The organism is Pirellulales bacterium (assembly GCA_036267355.1).
Classification (GTDB): domain Bacteria; phylum Planctomycetota; class Planctomycetia; order Pirellulales; family DATAWG01; genus DATAWG01.
This window is the reverse complement of the sequence record DATAWG010000042.1, coordinates 47,994-71,653: the sequence shown is the minus strand read 5'-3', so window position 1 is coordinate 71,653 and position 23,660 is coordinate 47,994. Positions and strand designations below refer to the sequence as shown.

The following is a 23,660-nucleotide window of genomic DNA, read 5'->3' as shown; positions in this document are numbered from 1 at the left end:
AAGTTCTGACGGTTGCAAAAAGATTGACGTCGCGAGAGCCACCGCATGGGGCGCAGCTACGCCGGAATTCTCGGGCCGCTGGCGTTCTTCACGGAAATCCTCCGCGGCGTGATGAGCGGGGCGGGAACCGACTCGGCGGTTACGGCGGCGGTCGTCGCACTTTTCGCATTTGCTGCAATCGGATTCGTCCTTGGAGAACTTGCCGGTTGGATCGTGGACGACTCGGTTCGATCGCGGTTGGCAGCGGAAATCGCCGCCGCCAAACCCGCCGCCAAACCCGCCGCCAAACCCGCCGCCGGGGCCGCAAAACTTGCCGCGACAACAACATCTGCCACTGTAGCGGCGCCTAATATCGCCAAACCAAATCCCGTAGCCCCAGCCGCCAAACCAAATCCGCAGCCGGCAAAACCGAATCCACCGCCGGCGAAGGCCGCGGCCGCCCCCGCAAAACCGAACACACCGGCATCCGCCGTAGCGAAGAAATAACGCAAGACGGTTCGTTTGAGAAAAAGATTGGGCGGTCTGGAACGTTGAAAAATTGCCGCAAGTAAATCGCCATAAGTGAAGCGCCGCAAGTTGATCGCAGTGAGTTAGATCGAGAGACAGAAATGCCGCATTGTGCCAGCCGCCATGAGGGCGGCCAGTCGGCAACCGCGGCACATCCGACGCCCCGTCGAGCCATTCGCTCGCGACCGACGGATGCACCGAGACCATCATGGAGGATCGCATGGCCACGACGCTTGCACCGGAAGACGTTCAACAACTCTGGCTTGCCTACAAGAAAGAACCGACGCAAGAGCTTCGGAACCGATTGGTCGAGCAATACCTGCCGCTGGTGAAATACAACGGCGAACGCATTTGGGCCCGGCTTCCGGAAGGAGTCGAGCTAGATGATCTTGTCTCGGCCGGCGTCTTCGGCCTGATGGATGCGATCGACGCCTTCGATCTCTCGCGAGGCGTGAAATTTGAAACGTATTGCGTTCCGCGAATCCGCGGCGCCATGCTCGACGAATTGCGCACCATGGACTGGGTTCCCCGGCTCGTGCGATCCAAGGCCAGCAAGCTCAACGAAAGCGTCAAAACGATCGAAGCCAAGCTGGGCCGTTCGCCGACCGAAATCGAACTTGCCGAGCACATGCAGATTTCCGTCGCCGAGCTGGAAAAAATGATGCTCGACGCCAACGCCGTGAACTTGATCAGCCTGAACAAAAAGTGGTACGAGACCGACAGCTATAAGGATGTTCGCGAGATCGACATCCTCGAAGATAAGAAAGGCGAAGACCCGACACGCCGCATCCAAAAACACGATCTCATGCGGCTGGTCACCAAAGGGCTGAACCGCAACGAACGGCTGATCATCATTCTCTACTACTACGAAGAACTGACGATGAAAGAGATCGGCGCGACGCTCGATCTTTCCGAAAGCCGCGTGAGCCAGATGCACAGCTCGATCGTGCAACGGTTGCAATCGCAGTTGGAACGCCGCCGTCCCGAATTCGCGACGTAGCTGGGGACGGCGAGGGGATAGACGGCCACGCGCGAAACCGCAAGCGAGCTTCGCACCCGATTCGCGTTGCGGCTCGCTTGCGGTGTCGCGCGTCTTGCCAGGCTCGAGGATTATTTCACGCTCGTATCGCCGAACAGCGCCGCCAGATCGAGCCGTTTCAGCCGTTGGGCCGACGACGGGGCAGGGCCGAACGAGAGATAAAGGCCCTTTTCTTCCGGCGCGAAGATCATCGTTTGAATCGTCAGATGTCCCTGATTCACTGCGTCCATCTGTTTCGTCATGTCGGCGAGCCCGAGCTTCGACTTGGCGCGAATTCCCTGGTCGAGCCGATCGTAGCGCCAGCAAAACTTCGACATGCCCAATTCGGCGCTGCGGAAGTGATTGGTGCATGAGCAAACGTTGTCGACCGCTCCGCGGCGCACCACGTGCCGCGGCGTAATCTCCAACACCGCGGCCGTCTTTCGATCGCAAATCGCGAGGTTGCACATCGTCGAGGGCTTGAGCGATCGCAGCAGCTTTTCCGCTTCATCGAGCGAACCGCATTCTTCGAGCATGCGGCGAAAGCACATTTCCACCGGCACGCCGGATGGATCAAAGCCCGGGGCATCGTCCTTCGACCTATGCACCTCGAGTTCGGCGAGACATAGCCCGGCGTCGTTGATTCCCGACACGACCCCGACCAAGCCGGGGAATGTCACCGACGCAAAGGCATGTTTGCCTCGCGCTCGATACACGACCACGAGACTATATTGGTCGAGAAAGCCAAACGTCGGGAAGTCGAAGTCGCGGCCGAAGAGCATGCCGCCGGTGGCGGAGCGAGCCGGCTCGACCATCTGTGCCGAGCAGCCGCCGAGCCGCGACCAATCGTACATCACGTTTGCAAACACGAGCAGGTCGGAATCCATGCCCGAGGCCTTGGCCATCGCGTCGAGCTCCTGCCGCTCGTTGGCCGGAAATCGCGGAAGCATGATCGAGCCTGCCGCCGACCAGATCGGCTTGGCCTGCGAGATGCCGAAGCCGTTGGCAAGTTGCTTTTGGTGGGCGAAGAGCGACTGCAGGGCAGGGGCCGAGAGCGCGCCGATTTGCTGACCCATCTCGTCGGGCGTTCCGGTGGCGACGATCACCGGCAAGCCTTCGATCAATTTCAGTTGCCCCGAGCCTTGCTTGCCGGCCGCGTACCGAAACGGCTCATCGGCGCGAGCGCTTGCAGCGAGCAACACGATCGCCGCCAAACTGCAAACAACGGCAACGGAAAATCTGCCTCGCGACTTCGAAAGGAACCAAGACATGTGTTGCAATCCTTTGTGCAATTGACGTGGCGGCGCACAAGCTCGCTACAAAATGCGCTCACAAGCCCAGGGAAGGCCTGGAAAGCGATTACCAATGGAAGACGCTCTCCCGGCCTTCCCTGGGCTTCGGGGCACGGCCGCCAATGGCTTCTTGCCATTATCATAGCCCTGCCGGCAGATTCGGTTAAGTGCGGAAACCAAGCCGCGCATCGTGGCACGCCCCCGAAACAGCGGTTATCATCGAACGAACAGTCGTATGATCCTGTCTGACGGGGATGCTGTCATGCTCAATTCGTTCTGCCGCCGTTCATTCCACCAAATGACGTTGCTCGCGATTGCCATTGGAACGTTGGCCATGGTCCGACCCAGCCGCGCGGCCGATGACGTAGTCAAACCGGCCAAGCCGTCGTCCCATCGAGTTCTGCCCGAAGGCAAACTGCCCGACGATGCTCGGCTTGGCCCGCTCAAGAACTTCAACAGCTATTTTCCATTTACGCCCCCCGCGTCGCTCGAAGAATGGCAGCGGCGGGCCGAGCGCGTTCGCCGGCAGTTGCTCGTCGCGACGGGCTTGTGGCCGATGCCGACCAAAACCCCGCTGAACGCCGTCGTGCATGGCCGCGTCGAACGTCCGGGCTACTCGGTCGACAAGGTTTATTTCGAAAGCTTTCCCGGCCATTTCGTCAGCGGAAATCTTTATCGACCGACCGGCCGATCGGGCAAGTTGCCGGGCGTGCTATGCCCCTACGGCCATTGGACCGGCGGTCGATTCAGCGAGGCCAGCGTGCGCGAAATTCGCAAGCAAGTTGTCGAAGGGGCCGAACGGTTCGAAGACGGCGGGCGCTATCCGCTGCAGGCTCGATGTGCCGAGTTGGCCGGCATGGGGTGCATCGTGTTCCACTACGACATGGAGGGCTATTCCGACAGTGGGCAGATTTCGATCGACGTGGCCCATCACCTCACCAAGCGCCGCCCCGAAATGGACACTCCCGAGCATTGGGGTCTATTCAGTGTGCAAGCGGAATTGCACCTGCAAAGCGTGATGGGGATCCAGACCTGGAATTCGGTCCGCTCGCTCGATTTTCTGCTTAGTCAGCCCGACGTTGATCCTGGGCGAATCGCGGTCACCGGCGCGAGCGGCGGCGGCACGCAAACCTTTCTTTTGGCGGCCGTCGATCCGCGCGTGAAGGTGGCGGTGCCGGCCGTGATGGTTTCGACCGCCATGCAAGGGGGCTGCACATGCGAGAATTGCTGCTACCTGCGCGTCGGCACCGGCAATATCGAGCTTGCCGGCCTGATCGCCCCGCGGCCACTTTGCTGCCTTGCCGCCGATGATTGGACGCACGAGATCATGACCAAGGGTTACCCGGAGCTAAAAAAACTGTATGGCCTATACGGCAAAGACAAAGACAAAGATTTCACCGCTAAGGCGCTTTTGCAGTTTCCGCACAATTACAACTACGTCAGCCGCGAGGTGATGTATCAGTGGCTCAACAAGTATTTCAAGCTCGGCATGGAAGAACCGGTGATCGAAGAGGATTTCAAGCCGCTGACGGTGGCCGAAATGTCGGTGTGGGATAAGGAGCATCCACGTCCACCCGGCGGTCCGGCGCACGAACGTGCCCTGTTACAATGGATGACCGACGATTCAGTGAAGCAGATGGCGGCCCTAGTGCCGCACGGAACGGATGAAGCGGCAAAGAAGCAGGCCGCCGAATGGCGGCGCGTGGTCGGCGGGGCATTCGACGCGATGATTGGCCGAGAATTGCCGCTGGCCGGAGCGGTGAAGTTCGACACGGTTCGCACCGTCCAGCACGATGGCTATAAGGAAATCGCGGGATTGATTCGTAACGCTTCAGAGCACGAAGAGCTGCCGGCGCTGCTGCTCGCGCCCGGCGCCCCGGTCGGCAATCGTGTGGCGATTTGGGTCGATGGCGCGGGCAAGGCGGGACTTTTCGCCCCGGATGGCAAACTGAAGCCAGGCGTGAAACAGCTAGTCGATGGCGGAGCGTTCGTGCTTGGCGTCGATCTGATCTACCAAGGCGAATTTCTGCCCGCCGGCGCGACGCGGCTCGGAAAAGCGCGGCGCGTCGACGATCCCAAAAATTCGCGCGACGCGGCCTGCTTCACCTACGGTTATAATCCGACCGTTTTTGCCGATCGCGTCCGGGACGTTCTTTCCGCGATCAGTGCGGTTGGGGGAGCATTGCCGGGAGGACCGGCAATCGAACGAGGCAACGCACCGCGACGGATCGACCTTGTAGGCGTCAATGGGGGCGCCCCTTGGATCGCGGCAGCAAAGGTTCAAGCGGGCAAATCGGTTGATCGCGTGGCAATCGATACGGCTGGATTTCGATTCGCGAAAATCAAGTCGATCGATGATCCAGAATTTTGGCCCGGCGCGGCAAAATATGGCGATCTGCCCGCGCTAATGGCCTTCGACGCCGACGCTCCCCTCTTTATTAACGAAGGAGGCGCGGACATACCGGAAATTGTTAAAGTGATGGCCACCTTTGGCGCCGGTGACGAGGTTGAAATTTGCATCCGCCTTGGGGGGCGACGTGTGCAGGATCAAGATATTGGCGAATTCCTGCTCAAGTAGGACAATCGGCCCGCCGCGCAAAGTCGGATGCTCAAGAAGCCTTTTTCTTGGGCGGTTTCCCAACGCCGGCAAACATTCGCCGGCCGCGGCCGGCATTGGGGGCCGCGAGATGAAGCCAGCGACCGACCAATTGTTCGACCCGTTCGTCCATTTCGCGATCGAAGCAATCGAAGGTCGATGTTTCGAAGAGCGACTCAAACGCCACAGTCTCTCCTGCCACATATCCCGAGGGATCTGTGTTACCGAAGGAATCGGATCCGCCTAAGTCAGATTGCGAAGATTCGAGGCTCATAGCACGCTGCTTCTTTCTCCCGTTGCCGTCCGTCTGCTGGGTGTTTGCAAGCTCCACGAGTTATGAAATTCAGGACAAACCACTCGACTATCAGGTTCGCTACGGAAGCCAAGCTTTCGACTCGGCATCCTCGCTTGTACTCCTACTCTTGAATGTCCAACTCATTCTTTTTCCCGACAGTCGCCTTTCGATGATGCAATTAGGCAGCAAAAAGCGAGCCGACTTCAAAAAAATAGAAAATACCCGCAAATTCGGCCGATTTATGGCGACTTCTACCGCGCGGGCATTTTCTTCCCCATGCCAAGCCGGCAGGGACGTGCGCAAGATTCGGTCGCTAGATGCCGCGATGCTGTGCGGCGAAGAAGCGGTCAAACGGCTTCATCGGCCCACGCAGGCCTACTGAAAAATTCGGACGACCGACGATCAATTATTGCTCGCGCGGCAGCCATCGTTGTCGCCCACGCCCAACTGCCCACTATTTCTCGTCGCTATTTCTCACTACTCTTGGTCGCAAGGGAATCACTTGTGCCGGCAGTTGAGCCGACGCCAAGCGCCTTCGCGGCCATCAATTGTCGTTTTACCTTGGTCAGCCATGCACGCAGCTCGTTTTCATCGACGAGGCCGTCGTGGTTCTCGTCGATCTTTTCGAACCGGGTTTGCATCCGGTCGGGCAAATCGCTCTTGGTCAATTTCCCATCAGCGCGAGTGCTGCGCTGCATCAAGCGCGACACGAGTTTGTCGACATCGAAGCTTTGGCCGGCAGCGGGCGCCGCGGCTTTCTTGCCTGCTCCCTTGCCTGCCCCGATGGTTTGCCCCTTTTTGAGCAGGGTATCGACGGCTTTGACGAATTCTTGCTTGGTGAGCGAGCCATCCTCCGGCTTGCCGGTTTGGCGCAGCAACCGCTTAAGAAGCTTTTGCCGCGGCTCGGGCACGTCGTCGATCGAAAGCTTGCCCTTGTGGTCCTTGTCCAAGCGGTCGAACAACTTTCCGGGATCGATCTGCTTTCGAGCCGGAGTTGGCGATGCGGGTATGTCTAGTTTTGAAGTCTTGCTCGATTCCGAGTTGGAACTTCCGGCCGGCGAGCTACTGGCGGCGGCCGGCGGCGGATCGGTGATCGATTTGAGCTGTGCGACGAATTCGGCCCGGGTCAATTGCCCGCCGGCCGGCTTCCCCGCCAAGCGGAGCAATCGCTCGAATAGTCCTCGCTTGTCGGGCGGAAGTTGGTCTGCCGACAGCGTTCCCTTTTGGCCGGTATCGAGCTCATCGAACAACACACCGGGATCGGTCGCTTTTGCGGATTGTTGGGGCTCGGCGGCACAAGCGCGCTGGGGCTGTGCGGACCAGATTCCGCAGCCGATCAGCACTAGGCTCAAGGCTTTCGCGATTCGCCCCATGGCGGTTCTCCCGCTCCACTCAAAAAATTTGCCGGATCCGAAGATCGGTCGCCGGCGGCGAAGAAAAAGGCGGCCGAACGGCACCGCGGATTACCATGACGCCCGTGCGCGGCGGTGAACGGCGCAGAGCGCTCCATCGGTGCCATTCGCCGCCTGTAAGTGTAGCAGATGGCCGGCGGGCGGCCTGCTATCTGATCTAACCGTCGTGCAAGCGTTAAGTTCCGCAAGGTGTGCCCAGAGGCTACGGAATACAGGCTACAGGCCGAAGGACGCGCGAAATCGCCCAAAATGGATACCGCCCGTCGTCCGGTAGCCTGCAGCCTCAAGCCGGTAGCCGTCTTTCGTTCGCTGTTGTTCCATTTTCGCCGCCCGCCTATAATCCGCTGCGCTCTTCGGCAGAACCGGCCGCTAGCGACAATTGCATGCGAACTGCTGCACCCGCTACAGGCGGCGCCGAAGGGTGGCAGAACAGTCGTGGTCATCGGCCCAAGGAGTCCCTAATTCGAATTTCCTCAATCGCAGCCCGGTGGCGACCGATGAAATCCCTGCGAAGTGTTTGGCGCGCGAAGTCGCAAGTGCTTGACAGGGAAAGCGGCGCCGGAAGTGACGTATACTTTTCGGATGGTAACGTGAGCATGTCGGCAGATTGCTGATTCCAAGAGGTTTATTCAGCCCTCTCTTCTTGAGCAAGCCCCGTCGGGCTTGGGCTGAAGGAACAGGTGAATCAGAGCCGCTCCTCGCCGAGCTATCCACCGGCAAAGTCCCGGTTCCTTGTCCATCCAGAGAGGTTGGCCAGCCGGCCGAGTGCATTCGCATTCGGTCAGGGCGGTTTTGGAAACCGCCGGCTTGCCGCCCGCAGGAGAAGCACCATGCAGATTTTTGGCCCAACGCAAGTCCACGGCCCGCAATCCGTCAACGCCCCGCACAGCCTTCGCCCGACGTCGGCCCCCGCGCAACCGACGGCCACGTCGAATATCTCCGACGAACTGCAATTGTCGGACTCCGGCCAGGTGGCCAGCCAGCTCAGCGACATTCCGGCCATCCGCCAAGACCGCGTCGACGCACTCCGCACCGCAATCGCCCAGGGCACCTACGAAACGCCCGACAAGCTCAGCGGCGCTCTCGACAACCTGCTTGACGAGATCGGCTAGCGGGTCGGGTGATTGGGCGCCAGCGAACCGCGCTGGCATTCCAGACACTCGCCCGAAGCGTTAGCGAGGTTGCGCTCCGTCGGGGGGCGTCCTCGCTAACGTCTCGAGCCAACGTGCATTCGAATTTCCCGCCAGGTAGCGAGACGATGCCGCCGTTGCAGGGCTCCCTCGCGGACGCTTCGGGCCAGTGTGCGTGACCAATCGCCTCGCAAAAAGCCCGATCCGTTCAATACCGAGCGACATCACGCGTCGCCCTTTCCGGGCGCAGCGCGCGAATGACGGCTTGTGCTTCGCTAGTCATCATCCGCAGTTCGCTGCCGATCGCCAGGAACTGCATTCCCTGGGCGGCGCGGGCCAGCGCTGCGTCGGTCGACATCGTGTGCATTCCGGTCGGCGTGCCGGTTTTTTTCCCGATGGCGATCACCCGAGCCAGTGCGGCCTCGAGTGCCGCGTCGTCAGCCGGCACTCCATCGGCCGAACAAAGATTGGCCCGCAAATCTACCGGGCCGACGAAAATCGCGTCGACGCCGGGCAAGCTGTAGATGGCCTCGGCGTTTTCAATCCCGCGCGGACTTTCGGTTTGTAAGACGACCAGGATCTCGTCGTTCGCCTCGCGGAAATAATCGCCGCTGGTGGCATCAAAATTCAACGAATGCAGTCCGCCGCCGAGACTGCGATTTCCAATCGGTGGATATTTCGCGGCAGCGATGGCCGTTCGTGCCTGTTCGACCGTGTCGACCATCGGCACGACGATGCCCCAAGCCCCGGCGTCGAGGGCTCGCTTGATGTAGGTATGGCTGCCGTCGGGCAATCGCACCAGCGGCACGCAACCAGCCTCGGCGATGACGGCGAAAATCGCCGCCGCTTGGGCCCAGTCGATCGGCTGGTGCTCCATGTCGAGCGTCAGCCAATCGAAGCCCAACCGGGCCATCGCTCGCGAGGCATAAAGATCGCCCAGTGACAGCCAGGTGCCGACGGTCGGCTGCCCTTCACGAAGCTTGCGTTTTACGGGATTTGTTTTCATGCGAGCAGTCTGCCATGCAGGGAGTGCCGGGGCAAGGCTTGTATAGGGTAAGGGGTTAGGATGGGTGGTCAGGAGAAGAAGGGGCACGGGCAGGGGCCAACTCGCGAAACCGCAAGCGAGCTTCCAGCCGAGTTGGCGACAGATGCTCGCTTGCGGTTTCGCACGCCTAACCCCCACCCTAATCCCTAACCCTGGCATTTTCCCTGCCCCTTTCGCTGCCCGTGCGGTAGAATTCCCGAAACCGGGCCTTCGGGGGCTCGAATAAACTCGAATTCTTCGATTCCATAAGGAGAGATTATGCGTTTGCGACGGACCCTTGGAATTGGCGTCGGGCTTTTGGCCGTGGCCGCGTTCACGATGGCGCATGCTCAGCAGCCGGCCGCTCAAAACGGCCCGCCTGCCAGGGAGGCACTTCCCGCCGGCGGCGCAGCCGCGCCAACCGCTTCACCCTTCAAATCCCTCAAAGACCGATCGAGCTACGCGATCGGCGTCGACGTCGGCCGTGACTTCAAGCAGCAAGGCCTCGATGTCGATACGACGATCGTTGCTCAGGGCATCGCCGATTCGCTCGCCGGCAAGACGTTGATGACCGATCAGGAAATGCACGCAACCATGGTCGAATTGCAAAGGGCGATTCAATCGCGGCAACAGGAACTGGCCGAAAAGAGCAAGAAAGCGGGCGAGACGTTTCTAGCCGAGAATAAGAAGCGCGAAGGCGTGAAAACGCTCCCGAGCGGCTTGCAGTACAAAGTGCTGAAGCAGGGCACCGGGGCCACGCCGAAGGCGAACGACACTGTCACCACCAATTACCGCGGCACGCTGCTCGACGGCACGGAGTTCGACAATTCAGCCAAGCACGGCGGACCCGCGACGTTTTCGGTGAATGGCGTCATTCCCGGTTGGACGGAAGCACTGCAGCTGATGCGCGAAGGAGACAAGTGGCAACTTTTTATCCCCTCCGACTTGGCGTACGGCGCGCACGGCGCTCCGCCGGATATCGGCCCCAACTCGACGCTGGTGTTCGACATCGAGTTGCTGAAAGTGCAGCCCGGCCAAGCGGCGCCCGCCCCGAACGCCGTGCCGCAGTAAATAGGGCAGGGGGGTGATTAAAAATACGCCCCGCAACGGAATTCGTGAGAATTCCGTTGCGGGGCTTTTTTGCGCCAAAATGGTATGATGGAAGAGACCGATTTCGTCGGCCTCCAGTTCTTACTCGTGAGGAAGCGTTCGATGCCAATTCGTTTTCTTCGTTTCGCGGCGGTCGTCTCGTTGTTTGCGGCGTTTGCGTTCCCCGCCGACCGGGTCGCCGCGCAAGGACGCTCGTCGCAAGCGCTCGCCCAAGCGCGCGATCGGATGGTCGATCAGGAAGTGATTGCCGCCGGGGTTAGCGACCCGCGCGTGATCAAATCGATGCGCATGACGCCGCGGCATCTGTTCGTTTCGACCGAACAGATTCCCTATGCCTATTACGACATGTCGCTGCCAATCGGCGCACACCAAACGATCTCGCCCCCGGTGATCGTGGCCTACATGACGCAAGAACTCGATCCGCTGCCGACCGACAAAGTACTGGAAATCGGCACCGGCAGCGGTTATCAGGCGGCAATTCTCAGCCCGCTGGTAAAAGATGTGTACTCGATCGAGATCATCGAATCGCTCGGCAGACATGCGGCTCAAACGCTCAAGCAACTGAAGTACAAGAACATCCACACGAAGATCGGCGACGGCTATCTCGGCTGGCCCGACGAAGCGCCGTTCGACAAGATCATCGTTACCTGCTCGCCCGACAAGGTGCCGCAGCCGCTCGTGGATCAGCTCAAAGAAGGCGGGCGGATGGTCATTCCTGTCGGCGAGCGCTATCAGCAAGTGCTTTACCTGTACAAAAAGCAGGGTGGAAAGCTGATCAAGGAAGCTCTCAAGCCGACGCTTTTCGTTCCCATGACGGGCACGGCTGCGACTGTCCGCGAAGACAAGCCCGATCCTCTGCATCCGCATCTGGTCAACGGCGGATTCGAGCAGATCACCGGCACCAGCGGCGAGCCGACCGGTTGGTACTACATCCGGCAGATGAAGGTAGTGACGGCCGCCGATGCCCCGGAAGGCAAGAATTACGTGACGTTTTCCAATGCGATTGCCGGCCGCGGCTGCCGGGCCTTGCAAGGCTTCGCCATCGATGGCCGCGAGGTGCATGAACTCGAAGTATCTTGCATGGCCAAAGGGAAAGACATTCGCCGCGCGCCGCAGCCAGGGCTGGAGGCAGAGGTGATGATCGTCTTTTACGACGCGAACCGCGCGATCGCGGGAACGACGTTTCTCGATCCCGAACCGTTTCGCGGCACGTTCGACTGGCAGCGTAAGAGCCAGCGGCTGCATGTGCCCGGTTCGGCTCGCGAGGCGATCATGAATATCGGGCTGGTGGGCGCGACTGGCGAACTGTCTCTCGACGACGTTCGTATGGGGGTCGCCCCGGAAGTCGCCTCCCCGCGGAAATAGGCGCTGAGCGCAAAACGGCCGGCATTTTGCGGCAGGGCAGGGGAGGACGCGCGAAACCGCGAGCGAGCATCTGTCGCCAACTCGGTTGGATGCTCGCTCGTGGTTTCGCGCGTCCAGCCGTTTCGGCCACGGGGGGCCAGCCATCTCAATATCGCCCCCGACCTCGGCGGATTGCAATGGTCGCACGATGGCCACGGTGGCGTCGTAACAGTCAATCTAGTAGACCTAGCTTCCTTGACCCTGAAATATTACCCAAACTACTTGAATTACGCGCCGGCGTTTGTATGCTTGGCTAGGGTAGTTTTTAGCGCGAGCATCAAGTTCACCAATTGGGGAGTAAAAACATCATGGCAAGACGAATGTTGTCGAAATTGCTGCTTGGGGTGGCCCTCACCGTGGGCATGACCGCGCTGCAAGCGAATACGGCCCAAGCCCACTTGTTCCATTGGGGTTCGTGTGGTTCGTGCGGTGGCTGGGGCTCGCATGGCGGCTGGGGCTGCTGCGGCGGGTCGTGGGGTTCCTATGGCTCATGGGGCTCATGCGGATCCTGCGGCGGCTGGGGTTCGTACGGCTCGTGGGGCTCGTGTGGATCCTGCGGCGGCTGGGGTTCTTACGGCTCGTATGGCTCCTATGGTTGCTGCGGCTCGTCTGGCGGCAGTTATTCAACGCCAATCTATTCCGCTCCGATGGAGGGCGCCCCTGGGATGCCTACTCCGTCGACCGCTCCGATGACGCCTCCGCCGCCGACCGCGGCTCCTCCGGCAGCCGGCAAATCGGCCCTCGACGGCGATGCCGGCTACATCGTTGTCGACGTTCCCGCCGACGCCAAGGTTTTCGTCAACGGCCATGCCACCACCAGCACCGGCGAACATCGTCAGTATGTCTCGCATGGATTGGAAGCTGGCATGCGTTATGAATATCAGGTTCGCGCCGAAATCGTTCGCGACGGCAAAGTGCAAAGCGAAACCAAGACGGTGCAACTCACGGCCGGATCGCAAGCCGACCTGGCCTTCGACATGAACGGTGCATCGCCAGTGCCGCAGACTGCGAAGACCGGCGCCGCTCCGAAGACGGCCGTGCTGCTGCATGTTCCGGCCGATGCCCATGTGTTCATCGCCGGCCATGAAATGACGGCCACGGGCGCCGATCGCGAATTCGTAACCACGAAGCTCGCGGCCGGTTCAACTTGGGATAACTACACGGTCCGCGTTGTCAAAGGCGGCGAGAGCCGTGAACAGACAATTTCGCTTGCGGGCGGCGACAGCCGTGAGTTGACGTTCAACTTCGACGCTCCGAAAGTGGCGTCGGTCGCTCGTTAGGCGATCGGTGTAATTGCCGTATCGATTAGATTTGCAAACTTCGCCCTCGCGCTGCGAAAGCCGCGCGAGGGCGTTTTCGTCGATGGCAACGCGCGAAACCGCAAGCGAGCCGCAATGCCAACCGCGGTATGACGCTCGCTTGCGGTTTCGCGTTGAGCTATCCATCTCTCGCCGCGTCCGATTGCAACGGCCGCTTCGCGTTGCTTCGAGAAACCGCGGCGGCATGGTCGATAAAATTTGCTTATGGCAAGGTCTAGGCAACATCGCGCGAGTTCGAAGACGCCGGCCGGCCGAAATCAACCGGCCGCTTCGGCTGCGCAACACGCTGCACCGGTCTCTGAGCTTCTCGTTCCCGCTCGAGCCGATCGGCCGCCGATCGTGTGGGGCCGACGGCCGCGTGTCGTTGTCACCCTCTTGCTCTTACTGCATTTGACGGCCGTCGTTTTGCCGCCGCTGAGCGTGGAATCGGGCGGTGAGAGCAAATTGTGGCAAGCGCTCGCCAGGCCATTCCGAGGCTATATCGAAATGGCCGATCTGGACCACGGCTATCGCTTTTTCGGCCCTGAGCCGGGCGCAAGCCATCTGGTGCGGTACCAGCTTGAAATGCCCGACGGCTCGAAGCGCGAAGATGTGTTCCCGAATCTGGCCGAGGAGCGGCCCCGACTGCTCTATCATCGTTATTTCATGCTCGCCGAGCATCTCAACATGTTATACGGTCCGGTGGATCAGATCGACGAAGCCCATCAGATGGCCGAGAAAAACTTGCCGCCGATGGCGCCGGAGCGCGTTGCGGTTGAACGGGGTTACCAAGCGGCAAACGCATCGTTGCACGCAATGGTTCGCTCCTATGCCGATGAACTCCTGCATCGCACGGGCGCCAAAAGCGTTCATCTGGAATTGATCGAGCACGCGTTCCCACCGCCGGACGCCGTTTTGGCGGGAATGAAATTGAACGATCCGTCCCTGTATCGCCAAGAGGCCGACCTGGGCACGTTCACGGAGCATTCCCCATGAGCGTCGTCGGCGATTACTTCCGGGAGTTGCTCCGTTCGACGCGCGACGGCTGGAACCGTTTCTGGTTTACGCCCGCCGATCCGGCCACGCTCGGCCTGATTCGCATTCTCGCCGGGGCGATGCTGTTCTACACACACTTGATTTGGTCGCTCGATCTCGAAGCGTTTTTCGGGCAGCATGGTTGGATATCCCACGAGGCTTTGGCTCGCTTGCCGGGCCGCGATTACACGTGGAGCTATTTCAACTGCATCGACTCGCCGTCGGTTCTTTGGATCGCACACATCGCGGCTCTGGTGGTTTTTCTACTCCTCACGCTCGGCCTGTTCAGCCGAACGATGGCCGTGCTCGGCTTTTTCATCACCATCAGCTACGCCAATCGGGCCTCGTTCGCGCTGTTTGGCCTGGACGACATCAACGCCATGTTGGCCCTCTATCTGGCCATCGGCCCCTGCGGCGCCGCCTATTCGCTCGATCGCCTATTGCGGCGATCCAGGTTAGCCGCGTCGCTTGCGACGCGCTCCAACGGCGACCAACCGCCCGCCATCCATCCGCGAACCGATGCAAACATCTCCATCCGCCTGATCCAAATCCACATGTGCGTGATCTATCTGTTCGCGGCCCTCGGCAAGCTGATGGGTCCGGCATGGTGGAACGGCTCGGCCACTTGGATGTCGGTGGCGAATCTCGAATATCAATCGATGGACATGACCTGGCTGGCCGGTTGGCCGATCCTGATTAGTTTGCTGACGCACGTCACGGTGTGGTGGGAACTTTCCTATTGCGTGCTCGTTTGGCCCCGGCTGACTCGGCCGTTGATGCTCGCTTTGGCAATCCCGATTCATCTCGGCATCGCGATGTTTTTGGGGATGATGACGTTCGGCTTGGCAATGCTGATCGCCAATTTGGCGTTCGTTTCTCCCTGGCTCGTGCGCCGGCTTTTCGGCCGCCGCCCGGCGGAGCAGGGCAGGGGAGGGGCGCGCGCCGCTTTGCAACCGATTCCCGCCGCCCAGTAAGTTGTCTCCCGCCATGCGACACGCTGACAACACGCCGCGTGGACGGGCCGGCGGGGCGCAGCTTATACTACTATTCTTCGCGGATTACCCGAGATACTCCACAGCACGAGGAGCATACAGCGGTGTTTGAATCGATTGCGGTTGTTGGGGCCACCGGAGCGGTTGGCCGAATTATTCTTCAGCTTCTCGAAGAAAGAAAATTTCCCTACCGGCGAATCAAGTTCCTCGCCTCGGCCCGCTCCATGGGCAAAACGGTGGCGTTCGCCGACGAGCAACACGCTGTCGAACTTCTCACGCCCGACGCCTTCGCCGGAATCGATTTGGCAATCGGCAGCACTCCCGACGAAATCGCCCGCGATTTCGCTCCCTGGGCCGTCGAGCGCGGCTGTGTCGTGGTCGATGAAAGCGGCTATTGGCGGATGAAGCCCGAGGTGCCGCTCGTGATTCCGGAAGTGAATCCCGAGGCGGCCTTCACGCATCATGGGATCATCGCCAGCCCGAATTGCTCGACAACGCAAATGGTGGTGGCCCTGAAGCCGCTGCACGATGCAGCGCGGGTGCGGCGCGTCGTGGTGAGCACGTATCAGGCCACGAGCGGCGCTGGCTTGGCCGGTTCCGAAGAATTAGAGCAAGCCACGCGAGCCCATCTATCGGGCGAACAATGCGCGAGCTCGATCTTCGCACACGACATCGCCTTCAACCTCATTCCGCAAATCGGCTCTGCGCAGCACGAAGGCTATACGTCGGAAGAGATGAAGATGGTGTTCGAGACGCGGAAGATTTTGGGCGACAATTCGATCCAAGTCTGCCCGACCTGCGTCCGCGTGCCGGTGAGCAATTGCCATAGCGAAAGCATCTTGGTGGAAACGGAACGAAAGTTGACGGTCGACGAGGCCCGCGAACTATTCGCCGCGATGCCGGGCGTCGTCGTGATCGATCAACTCGATGCCCGTGAGTATCCGATGCCGATGAACTGCGACGGGCGCGACGAAGTGTTTATCGGCCGAATTCGCGAAGATCTGTCGAGCCCCAACGGCTTGGCGTTCTGGTGCGTGAGCGACAACTTGCGCAAAGGCGCCGCCACGAATGCTGTGCAGATCGCCGAACTGCTGGTCCACGGTGTCGCGTGCCAAGCCGAGGGCGCGGCGAGAGGGAGCCAGACACATTTTTCGGCGTGACGATCGCTCGCAGTTCATGCCACCGCAGGCCGAAAAATGAGCCAGACCCTGACCCTGGTGCGCAGTGCATGCGAACGCTGAAGTTGACTTTGGCCTACGACGGCACCGCTTTTCACGGCTGGCAAACGCAACTCAATCGCCGCACAGTTCAGCAAACGCTCAGCGAAGTGCTCGAAAAGATCACCGGCCGGCGCGTCAGCGCGCATGCCAGCGGCCGAACCGATGCCGGAGTGCATGCGCTCGGCCAAGTCGTCAGCTTCGACACCGACACGACCCTCGACACGGCGACGCTGCAGCGGGCGCTCGATGCCGAACTGCCCGACGACATCATCGTTCTGGCGGTCGAGGAAGCGCCGGTCGGATTTCACGCCCGGAGGCATGCCGTGCGAAAGCGCTATCGCTACGTGATCCAAGACGGTCCGCGGGCGGATGTGTTTCGCCGGCATTATGCGTGGCGGGTCTATCGGCGGCTCGATGATCGGGCCATGCTCCGTGCCTCGCAACCGCTGGTGGGCATGCACAATTTTGCCACGTTCGAATCGCGCGGCTCGAAGCGATCCAATAGCGTGCGCACGATTTTCGAGTTGACCGTGGCCCGGCCGACCACCGAACTCCTCACATCGCCAAATCCGCCAGGCGACGAGATTCACATCGAGATCTGCGCCGACGGGTTCTTGTACAACATGGTGCGCAACATCGTCGGTATGCTGGTCGACATCGGCCGCGGCGCCGCCGACGAAACATGGCCGACCCGAGCGCTGGCCGCCGTCGACCGCCGCGCCGCCGGGCCGCCGGCGCCGTCGCGCGGCCTTGTGCTGGTGTCGGTCGACTACGGCGGCGGCGGACTGACGAATGACGAAGCTCGAATGTCCAAAGAATGACGAAGCACAAATGAGGAACGGGCGGCACCTCTCATTCGTCGTTTAGGAATTCGTCATTCTCTAGATATTCGTCATTAGGCATCAGACATTGCAAGCTCGATGCGGATTGTTCACGTTATAACGCGGTTGATCCTCGGCGGGGCGCAGGAAAACACGCTGCTATCCTGCGAGGGACTGCTGCGCCGCTATGGCGACGACGTGCTGCTGGTGACCGGGCCGGCGGTCGGACCGGAAGGGAGCTTGATCGAGCGGGGCAGGGCAGGGGGGGTGCCGATCGAGGTCGTGCCCGAGTTGCGGCGGACCATCGACCCTTGGCGCGATGCGATCGCCTATCGCCGGTTAAAAAAAATTCTCTCGCAATTCCGGCCGGATGTCGTTCACACGCACAGCGCCAAGGGCGGCATTCTCGGCCGGGCCGCCGCCGCGCGGCTGCGCGTGCCGGCAATCGTGCACACGGTTCATGGCGCGCCGTTTCATCCGTATCAAAACCAGGTAACTCGCGAATTCTATCGCCGCTGCGAACGTTGGGCCGCCCGGCGATGCCACGCCATGGTCAGCGTTTGCGATGCGATGACCGATCTGCTCGTTGCCGCCGGCGTCGCGCCGCGAGCGAAATTTACGACGATCTATAGCGGCATGGAGATCGAACCGCTGCTGGCCGCCGATGGCCAGCGGGAGCGCGTTCGCCGCGAACTCGGAATCGGCGACGATCAGATCGTCGTCGGCATGGTGGCTCGGTTGTTTCATCTCAAGGGGCACGAATTTTTATTGCGGGCCGCGCCGGCGATTGTCGGTGCACGGCCCGAGATAAGGTTTCTTTTGGTGGGCGATGGCGTGCTTCGCGCGCAGCTCGAGGCCGAAGTTGGCCGCCTGGGCTTGGGCGAGCATTTCCTGTTTCTCGGGCTGGCGCCGCCCCAAAGGATTCCGGAATTGATTGCCTCGATGGACATCGTCGTTCACACCAGCTTGCGCGAAGGCTTGGCCCGTGTGTTGCCGCAAGCGCTCATCGTGGGCCGGCCGGTGGTCAGCTACGACATCGACGGGGGCCGGGAAGTAGTTCTCGACGGCCAGACCGGTCTGCTCCTGCCGCCGAAATCGATCGCGCCGCTGGCGGAGGCGATTCTTCGGCTCGCGGCCGACCCAGCTTTGCGAGTCAGCATGGGAGCCGAAGGGCGACGCCTCTTCACCGACCAATTCCGCCACGACCGCATGGTCGACGAACTTCGGCAGCTTTACGAGCGGTTGCTGATGTCGCAGAAAGCCGCTTGCGGCTCGTAGGGAACGCCTTCCGTGCCACTAAGGCTCGGCCGAAAAATAACTTCTCCGCAGCCCCCGCTCCCCATGCGGCTTGGCGCCGTTGTCGCCCGCCATGCGGCGAGTTAAGCTAGGCGGGGATTAACGAAGCATAAGAATCGCATTATGCCTCGTTTTTTGTCGTCCAAACAGCTAGGCAAACGATTAGGAAAGCGGCGGCAGCGTGACTCAAACGGGCCAATATCTCGGATCGTATCGGTTGCTGAATGTCGTCGGCAACGGCCGAGCCTGCCAAGTGTGGGAGGCGATGAACGACGCTCTCAACGAACGATTTGCGCTCAAGGTTCTTCCGCCCGACTATGCCCACGACCGGCAGCAGTTGGCCATGCTGCGGCACGAGCATGCCGTCGGCCACGGCTTGGAGCACGCCAACGTGATCCGCACCTATGAATTCGACACGACCCGCAAGCTGCCGTTCCTGGCCTTGGAATATTTCGGGCCGCTAAATCTGAAGCAGTTGGTCTTGCAAGGACCCGACCGCATCGCGTATCTGGTGCCGAAGGTCGTCGAGCAGGCGGCCGCCGGCTTGGCCTACCTGCATGGCAAAGGTTGGATCCACCGCGATATCAAGCCGAACAATTTTCTCGTTTGCCCGAAAGGCGACGTGAAAATGATCGACTTCGCGCTCGCCGAGCGGCAGCGCGGTTTTCTGGGCCGGATGTTTCATCGGCAATCGAAAGTTCAAGGCACGCGGAGCTACATGTCGCCGGAGCAGATTCGCCGCGAATCCTTGGACCCGCGGGCCGATGTTTATAGCTTCGGCTGCATGGCGCATGAACTGATCTCCGGCAAGCCGCCGTTCACCGGCAACTCGGAAGCCGAGCTTCTGAACAAGCACCTGAAATCTCAGCCACCGTCGCTGGAAGGAATCAATCGGAACGTCACGACGGACTTCAGCAAACTGATCCTTCGCATGCTATCGAAAGACCCGAACAATCGTCCCGAATCGATGGAAGCCTTTTTGAACGACCTGCGCGGAAAAGGCATTTTCCGCGTCAAACCGAAGGAAGAAGGGGCGCGGGACGAGGGACGAGGGGCGCGTAAGTAAAATCGAACAGTTTTGAGATTCGTGTCCCCTGCCCGTCACTCCAGCAACTCGACCTGACCAATTCGTGGTTTTCGTCTCTCGCCCCTGGTCCCTCGCCCCTCGCCCCTCGCCCCTAACATGCCTTCCGCCAATCATCGCCTTGCTTTCGAACGGCCGATTTACGATTTGGAATCGCGAATCGCCGATGCCGAGGCGGCCGCGCGCGAAAATCCCGAGGCCCGCGATGAACTGCGAAAGCTGCGTCGCGAGCTCGTCGAAACGACCAAACGCATCTTCGGCAATCTCTCTCCCTGGGAAACGGTCGAAGTCGCGCGGCATCCCGATCGGCCGATGACGACCGATTATCTCGATCTGATTTTCGATGAGTTCGTCGAGTTGCACGGCGATAAATCGTTTGGCGACGATCGCGCCCTGCGAACCGGCTTCGCCAAGCTCGATCAATATAAGGTGATGGTTGTCGGGCACCAGAAAGGCCGTACGGTCAAGGAACGCAGCATCTGTCATTTCGGCTGCGTTCATCCGGAAGGATATCGCAAGGCGATCGCCAAGATGCAATTGGCCGCCAAATTTGGTCGGCCGGTGATCGCACTGATCGACACGCCGGGCGCCTATCCCGGTGTGGAAGCCGAGGAGCGCGGCCAGTCGCAAGTGATCGCCGAGAGCATGTTCGAGATGTCGCAACTTCCGACGCCGATCATTTGCGTGGTAATCGGCGAAGGAGGGTCGGGCGGAGCGCTCGGCATCGGCGTTGGTGATCGCGTGGCGGTGCTCGAACACGCGTACTATTCCGTCATCAGCCCCGAAGGTTGCGCCGGCATTCTCTGGAAGAGCCATAATCACAAAGAAGAGGCGGCCGCCGCACTCCGGCTCACTTCCCGCGATCTGCTGAAGTTGGGCGTGATCGACGCCGTGGTCGAGGAACCACTTGGGGGCGCCCATCGCGATCACCCGCGGATGGCCGCCCGGCTAAAATCGTTTCTCGTCAAAACGCTCCGCGAACTGGCGCCGCAACCGACCGAAAAGCTGTTGGCGACGCGCTACGAAAAATACCGCCGCATGGGCGTCTTTCTGGAAGGCGGCGTGCTGCAAGGGACCTCGATCGGGGCGAGCAACGGCGAAGCGGTCGGTCGCGATTAGCACACCAACGCGCGAAACCGCAAGCGTGCCGAAAATCCAATTCGACGTTGAACCTCGGTTGCGGTTCCGCGCGTCGAATCTTGAGCTTAGGCAACCAGCGGCAGCCCGAAATGCCGCCGTTTCTACCCCTCCGCAACGTCCGATAATGTCTCTTATGTTCGGTAGGATGTGCGATTTTCCCGAGGAAAACCGCATTTCTCGGAATCCGCCGTTGGCCTCGCCCGGCCCGCGGGATGGCATCGTAGGCACACTCCGTTTGCCGTCCGCGCTCTAACAGTGCGCCGCCCGCCCAGCAGCGCAGACGGCACACGGAGTGTGCCTGCTACTTTGGTTGCGGCTTCGCCGCGTCGTCCGTCGGCGTAGCTGACGCTGCCGGATGCCTCGGCTTCGCGCCGGCGGGCGCCAGTTCGGTTTGGAGTTGGTTCAGGTAGGGGTCTAGCACCTGGTGAATCTCGGTCGGCATGACCCGGTCGGCATGGTTCAGCAGCAGGGCGATGTAATGGCCCGAATGCGACTGCAACACTTGGTCGCGTGTCCCTGGCAATAGCGAGAGCGCGAAGAACGTGATGCCAACGCACCACAGCACTCCCTTCGCCGCTCCGAAAAACGCCCCGACCTGATGGTCGAATTCTTTCAGCCTTAGCCGGTCGATGAATCCGGACACCGCTCGGAAGCAGAGCCAGACAAACAGCGACGACGCCAAGTAGAGCGCGAACATCGCCACGAACCGGTTGAGCGGCGCCTCAACGCCGAGCATCGGCGCGAGCGTCGCGCTATAGCGCAGGGCCATGAAATAGCTCAGCACCAGCGACGCAATCGAAGCGACCTGCCAGGCCATGCCCTTCCACACGCCCAGGGCCAGGTTGGCCCCGAGCACCAGAAGCATCAGCAGATCGTACAAATCCATAAATGGTCGTTAGCCGGATGGCCAGGACTTCAACTGCTAGCAGCACAGCGCCGACGCGGGAGTATAGCGACGCGGCAAACCGGCTTGTAGAGCAGTTCGGGCGATGCGCGAAACCGCCGGCGAGCTTCAATGCCGTTTGGCCGATGATGCCCGCTTGCGGTTTCGCGCGTCGCAGTATTTTTTTGCGCCGCTTCGATCTTGGCCGGCTCATCGCGTTTCGCTACCATCCCGCGCCATCATGGCCGGATTCAGAACCCATATCACCACGAGCACGTTGCTTGGCATCGCCGGCGGGGCGGCGGCATTTGTGCGCTATGGCGTGCCGCTGCCGACCTGCATGTTGGCGGCAGGGCTTTGCAGCGTTTCCGGAATGCTACCCGATTTGGACAGCGGACCCGGCGTTCCGCTGCGCGAAAGCACGGCCTTCGCGGCGGCCGTCGTGCCGATGATGCTCTTGAATCAGATGGAGCAACTCGGCTGGGCGCCGGAAACAATCGTGCTCGGCGGAGGAGCGATTTACTTAGTGATCCGCTTCGGCGTGGGCTGGCTGCTGCGGCACTGCACGGTGCATCGCGGCATGTTCCACAGCCTGCCCGCGGCGGCGATCGCGGCGGAGCTGACTTTTCTGATTTGTGCACACGAGCACGAAAACATCGCCCATCGAGTGTTCAATGCCGCGGCCGTGCTTGTCGGGTTCATGTCGCACTTGCTGCTCGACGAGATTTGGAGCGTGGATCTGTTGCACGTGCGGATCAAGAAATCATTCGGCACGGCGACCAAAATGTGGGGCGAGAAATTTGTCCCGAATGTTGCGGCCTACTCAATCCTGATCGCGCTTTCGTTTCTCGTGCTCAAAGAACCGAAATGGATGGGCCGCCATCGCCGAGCGAACGAACCTCCCGCTCAGATGGCCAAAGTGCCGACGACGGCAAGCCGGATGTGACTCGTTCGTCGGCTTCGCGGATTCAAAATAATTTCGTGCTATCGAGGAGCAGCGTTACGGGGCCGTCGTTCACAAGCGCGAGGGCCATTTTCGCCCGAAACCGGCCGGTGGCAACCGTGATCCCTTGTTTGGCCACCGCGGCCACGAATTGTAGATAAAGCGCTTCGGCGAGTTCCGGCGGCGCGGCATTGACGAAACTCGGCCGGCGCCCTTTGCGGCAATCGCCTAAGAGCGTGAACTGGCTGACGACGAGCATCCCGCCGCCGGCTTCCGCCAGCGAGCGATTCATCTTTCCTTCGTCGTCGCCGAAAATTCGCAGCCCGACGATCTTGTCGGCCAGTTGAGCCGCATCGGCGCTCGTGTCTAGCTGGGCAACGCCGAGCAGCACGACCAAGCCTGGGCCAATTTCTCCGACGACCGTTCCATCGACGCTGACCCGCGCTTCGCTGACTCGTTGAATGCAAGCGCGCATCGGCGATTCAGGGAGTCAGTGGGTCAGGCACATTTTTCGGCGTAATCGTCGATCGTAATTTCTGCCGCCACGGGGCCAAAAAATGAGCCAGACCCCGCCTACACTTCGAGGCCTTGTTCCTGCCGGATGCGCCGCACCTCGCGCAAGATTTCGTTGATCACGGCATGGTGTTCGCGGATCCGCAGCCATTCTTGCCAGAAAGCCCAGGCGATGAAGGCGAAACCGAGCATCGCGCCAATCAAGTGCGGATAGACCCAATCGACCGTCCAAGCGTGCCGGGTTGCCGGATCGGCGGCCGCCCCGAGAGCACTAACCGCGACAATCACCAACATCGCCGAAACGGCCCAGGGAAAAGCCCGCCGCTTCAGCACGGCGCTGCGACGAATCAGCTGCGTGTCCAGGCTATAGGTTTCGACCACTTCGCGGCACCAGCGGCTCGTGCCGATGAAATACGTGACCGCAATGCTGTTCACCAGCACCACGACTAGCGCGGAAGCAATGCCGAACATGCGGTGAACCATCCCCAGATCGTCGATCCGCATGCTATGCGGCTGATGCAAATCGCCAACATACAAGCCGAGCAACAGCGTCACCGCCATCAGCAGCAGCGCAAACGATGCCAGGGATGCGAAAATACGAGACAAGTGGAGGAAAGGTTAGGGAGAGGGTGAGGGGTTAGACCACG

General features: G+C 60.7%; 23 protein-coding genes. 16 read left to right on the top strand and 7 right to left on the bottom strand.

Features of this window, described 5'->3' with window-relative positions; genetic code table 11:
* The first annotated feature begins 45 nt into the window (after positions 1–45).
* Together VHX65_07145 and VHX65_07140 are read left to right on the top strand one after the other, a co-directional pair.
* Entirely contained in the window at positions 46–486 is a 441-nt protein-coding gene (locus tag VHX65_07145) for a hypothetical protein (GenBank protein HEX3998306.1), read from the top strand.
* A gap of 241 nt (positions 487–727) precedes the next feature.
* Positions 728–1,507 (top strand): FliA/WhiG family RNA polymerase sigma factor, encoded by a 780-nt coding sequence (locus VHX65_07140; protein HEX3998305.1) that lies wholly within the window; start codon positions 728–730, stop codon positions 1,505–1,507.
* 110 nt (positions 1,508–1,617) lie between these two features.
* Here VHX65_07140 and VHX65_07135 read toward each other — a convergent pair whose 3' ends face one another.
* The gene (locus VHX65_07135; GenBank protein HEX3998304.1) at positions 1,618–2,796 is read right to left on the bottom strand and encodes a C45 family peptidase; all 1,179 of its coding nucleotides are present in this window, start codon (positions 2,794–2,796) and stop codon (positions 1,618–1,620) included.
* A 283-nt stretch (positions 2,797–3,079) separates the two neighbouring features.
* Between VHX65_07135 and VHX65_07130 the strand changes: the two genes are divergently transcribed.
* Positions 3,080–5,395, top strand: a complete 2,316-nt coding sequence (locus tag VHX65_07130) for an acetylxylan esterase (protein ID HEX3998303.1) — start codon at positions 3,080–3,082, stop codon at positions 5,393–5,395.
* 31 nt (positions 5,396–5,426) lie between these two features.
* On the opposite strand, the gene VHX65_07125 is transcribed toward VHX65_07130, so the two are convergent.
* Positions 5,427–5,744, bottom strand: coding sequence for a hypothetical protein (locus VHX65_07125; GenBank protein ID HEX3998302.1), 318 nt, complete (start codon positions 5,742–5,744; stop codon positions 5,427–5,429).
* 91 nt (positions 5,745–5,835) lie between these two features.
* On the opposite strand from VHX65_07125, the gene VHX65_07120 reads away from it, so the two are divergent.
* Positions 5,836–6,090 carry a hypothetical protein gene (locus VHX65_07120; GenBank protein HEX3998301.1) on the top strand — a complete coding sequence of 85 codons (255 nt, stop codon included), beginning with the start codon at positions 5,836–5,838 and terminating at the stop codon, positions 6,088–6,090.
* Positions 6,091–6,175: 85 nt separating this feature from the next.
* Here VHX65_07120 and VHX65_07115 read toward each other — a convergent pair whose 3' ends face one another.
* Positions 6,176–7,081, bottom strand: coding sequence for an EF-hand domain-containing protein (locus VHX65_07115; protein HEX3998300.1), 906 nt, complete (start codon positions 7,079–7,081; stop codon positions 6,176–6,178).
* An 869-nt stretch (positions 7,082–7,950) separates the two neighbouring features.
* On the opposite strand from VHX65_07115, the gene VHX65_07110 reads away from it, so the two are divergent.
* Positions 7,951–8,232: a flagellar biosynthesis anti-sigma factor FlgM gene (locus VHX65_07110; protein HEX3998299.1), complete on the top strand. Its 282-nt coding sequence runs from the start codon at positions 7,951–7,953 to the stop codon at positions 8,230–8,232.
* A gap of 226 nt (positions 8,233–8,458) precedes the next feature.
* Here the strand turns inward: VHX65_07110 and VHX65_07105 are convergent, their stop codons facing one another.
* The gene (locus VHX65_07105) at positions 8,459–9,256 is read right to left on the bottom strand and encodes an aldolase/citrate lyase family protein (GenBank protein HEX3998298.1); all 798 of its coding nucleotides are present in this window, start codon (positions 9,254–9,256) and stop codon (positions 8,459–8,461) included.
* A gap of 303 nt (positions 9,257–9,559) precedes the next feature.
* Between VHX65_07105 and VHX65_07100 the strand changes: the two genes are divergently transcribed.
* The 10 genes from VHX65_07100 to VHX65_07055 all read left to right on the top strand — a co-directional run bounded on the left by VHX65_07100 (position 9,560) and on the right by VHX65_07055 (position 20,653).
* A complete protein-coding gene (locus tag VHX65_07100) occupies positions 9,560–10,345 on the top strand; it encodes an FKBP-type peptidyl-prolyl cis-trans isomerase (protein HEX3998297.1) in 786 nt (261 codons plus the stop codon).
* 141 nt (positions 10,346–10,486) lie between these two features.
* On the top strand, positions 10,487–11,749 hold the full coding sequence (locus tag VHX65_07095; GenBank protein ID HEX3998296.1) for a protein-L-isoaspartate(D-aspartate) O-methyltransferase: 1,263 nt from the start codon (positions 10,487–10,489) through the stop codon (positions 11,747–11,749).
* 704 nt (positions 11,750–12,453) lie between these two features.
* Positions 12,454–13,068 carry a TIGR03000 domain-containing protein gene (locus VHX65_07090; GenBank protein HEX3998295.1) on the top strand — a complete coding sequence of 205 codons (615 nt, stop codon included), beginning with the start codon at positions 12,454–12,456 and terminating at the stop codon, positions 13,066–13,068.
* A gap of 414 nt (positions 13,069–13,482) precedes the next feature.
* Positions 13,483–14,082, top strand: coding sequence for a hypothetical protein (locus tag VHX65_07085; GenBank protein ID HEX3998294.1), 600 nt, complete (start codon positions 13,483–13,485; stop codon positions 14,080–14,082).
* Positions 14,079–15,095, top strand: coding sequence for an HTTM domain-containing protein (locus tag VHX65_07080; protein HEX3998293.1), 1,017 nt, complete (start codon positions 14,079–14,081; stop codon positions 15,093–15,095). The genes VHX65_07085 and VHX65_07080 overlap by 4 nt, the downstream gene beginning before the upstream one ends.
* A gap of 122 nt (positions 15,096–15,217) precedes the next feature.
* Positions 15,218–16,273 (top strand): aspartate-semialdehyde dehydrogenase, encoded by a 1,056-nt coding sequence (locus VHX65_07075; GenBank protein ID HEX3998292.1) that lies wholly within the window; start codon positions 15,218–15,220, stop codon positions 16,271–16,273.
* Between the two features lie 68 nt (positions 16,274–16,341).
* Positions 16,342–17,154, top strand: coding sequence for a tRNA pseudouridine(38-40) synthase TruA (gene truA / locus VHX65_07070; protein HEX3998291.1), 813 nt, complete (start codon positions 16,342–16,344; stop codon positions 17,152–17,154).
* A gap of 99 nt (positions 17,155–17,253) precedes the next feature.
* Positions 17,254–18,432, top strand: a complete 1,179-nt coding sequence (locus VHX65_07065) for a glycosyltransferase family 4 protein (protein ID HEX3998290.1) — start codon at positions 17,254–17,256, stop codon at positions 18,430–18,432.
* Positions 18,433–18,631: 199 nt separating this feature from the next.
* Positions 18,632–19,516 (top strand): serine/threonine-protein kinase, encoded by an 885-nt coding sequence (locus tag VHX65_07060; protein ID HEX3998289.1) that lies wholly within the window; start codon positions 18,632–18,634, stop codon positions 19,514–19,516.
* Between the two features lie 117 nt (positions 19,517–19,633).
* Complete coding sequence (locus VHX65_07055; protein HEX3998288.1) at positions 19,634–20,653, top strand: acetyl-CoA carboxylase carboxyltransferase subunit alpha; 1,020 nt, start codon at positions 19,634–19,636, stop codon at positions 20,651–20,653.
* A gap of 322 nt (positions 20,654–20,975) precedes the next feature.
* On the opposite strand, the gene VHX65_07050 is transcribed toward VHX65_07055, so the two are convergent.
* Complete coding sequence (locus tag VHX65_07050; protein ID HEX3998287.1) at positions 20,976–21,560, bottom strand: CvpA family protein; 585 nt, start codon at positions 21,558–21,560, stop codon at positions 20,976–20,978.
* 238 nt (positions 21,561–21,798) lie between these two features.
* Here VHX65_07050 and VHX65_07045 point away from each other — a divergent pair, with 238 nt between their 5' ends.
* The gene (locus tag VHX65_07045; GenBank protein HEX3998286.1) at positions 21,799–22,503 is read left to right on the top strand and encodes a metal-dependent hydrolase; all 705 of its coding nucleotides are present in this window, start codon (positions 21,799–21,801) and stop codon (positions 22,501–22,503) included.
* Between the two features lie 22 nt (positions 22,504–22,525).
* On the opposite strand, the gene dtd is transcribed toward VHX65_07045, so the two are convergent.
* The gene (gene dtd, locus VHX65_07040; GenBank protein ID HEX3998285.1) at positions 22,526–22,975 is read right to left on the bottom strand and encodes a D-aminoacyl-tRNA deacylase; all 450 of its coding nucleotides are present in this window, start codon (positions 22,973–22,975) and stop codon (positions 22,526–22,528) included.
* Between the two features lie 98 nt (positions 22,976–23,073).
* Positions 23,074–23,619: a hypothetical protein gene (locus VHX65_07035; GenBank protein ID HEX3998284.1), complete on the bottom strand. Its 546-nt coding sequence runs from the start codon at positions 23,617–23,619 to the stop codon at positions 23,074–23,076.
* Between the last annotated feature and the right edge of the window lie 41 nt (positions 23,620–23,660).

What these genes read in the sequence shown, in the direction of transcription:
- VHX65_07130 (HEX3998303.1), top strand. Translation starts at nt 3,080, where the DNA reads ATGCTCAATTCGTTCTGCCGCCGTTCATTCCACCAAATGACGTTGCTC.
- VHX65_07045 (HEX3998286.1), top strand. Translation starts at nt 21,799, where the DNA reads ATGGCCGGATTCAGAACCCATATCACCACGAGCACGTTGCTTGGCATC.
- VHX65_07115 (HEX3998300.1), bottom strand. Translation starts at nt 7,081, where the DNA reads ATGGGGCGAATCGCGAAAGCCTTGAGCCTAGTGCTGATCGGCTGCGGA.
- truA (HEX3998291.1), top strand. Translation starts at nt 16,342, where the DNA reads ATGCGAACGCTGAAGTTGACTTTGGCCTACGACGGCACCGCTTTTCAC.
- dtd (HEX3998285.1), bottom strand. Translation starts at nt 22,975, where the DNA reads ATGCGCGCTTGCATTCAACGAGTCAGCGAAGCGCGGGTCAGCGTCGAT.
- VHX65_07055 (HEX3998288.1), top strand. Translation starts at nt 19,634, where the DNA reads ATGCCTTCCGCCAATCATCGCCTTGCTTTCGAACGGCCGATTTACGAT.
- VHX65_07090 (HEX3998295.1), top strand. Translation starts at nt 12,454, where the DNA reads ATGCCTACTCCGTCGACCGCTCCGATGACGCCTCCGCCGCCGACCGCG.
- VHX65_07140 (HEX3998305.1), top strand. Translation starts at nt 728, where the DNA reads ATGGCCACGACGCTTGCACCGGAAGACGTTCAACAACTCTGGCTTGCC.
- VHX65_07110 (HEX3998299.1), top strand. Translation starts at nt 7,951, where the DNA reads ATGCAGATTTTTGGCCCAACGCAAGTCCACGGCCCGCAATCCGTCAAC.
- VHX65_07095 (HEX3998296.1), top strand. Translation starts at nt 10,487, where the DNA reads ATGCCAATTCGTTTTCTTCGTTTCGCGGCGGTCGTCTCGTTGTTTGCG.
- VHX65_07105 (HEX3998298.1), bottom strand. Translation starts at nt 9,256, where the DNA reads ATGAAAACAAATCCCGTAAAACGCAAGCTTCGTGAAGGGCAGCCGACC.
- VHX65_07145 (HEX3998306.1), top strand. Translation starts at nt 46, where the DNA reads ATGGGGCGCAGCTACGCCGGAATTCTCGGGCCGCTGGCGTTCTTCACG.
- VHX65_07050 (HEX3998287.1), bottom strand. Translation starts at nt 21,560, where the DNA reads ATGGATTTGTACGATCTGCTGATGCTTCTGGTGCTCGGGGCCAACCTG.
- VHX65_07065 (HEX3998290.1), top strand. Translation starts at nt 17,254, where the DNA reads ATGCGGATTGTTCACGTTATAACGCGGTTGATCCTCGGCGGGGCGCAG.
- VHX65_07080 (HEX3998293.1), top strand. Translation starts at nt 14,079, where the DNA reads ATGAGCGTCGTCGGCGATTACTTCCGGGAGTTGCTCCGTTCGACGCGC.
- VHX65_07135 (HEX3998304.1), bottom strand. Translation starts at nt 2,796, where the DNA reads ATGTCTTGGTTCCTTTCGAAGTCGCGAGGCAGATTTTCCGTTGCCGTT.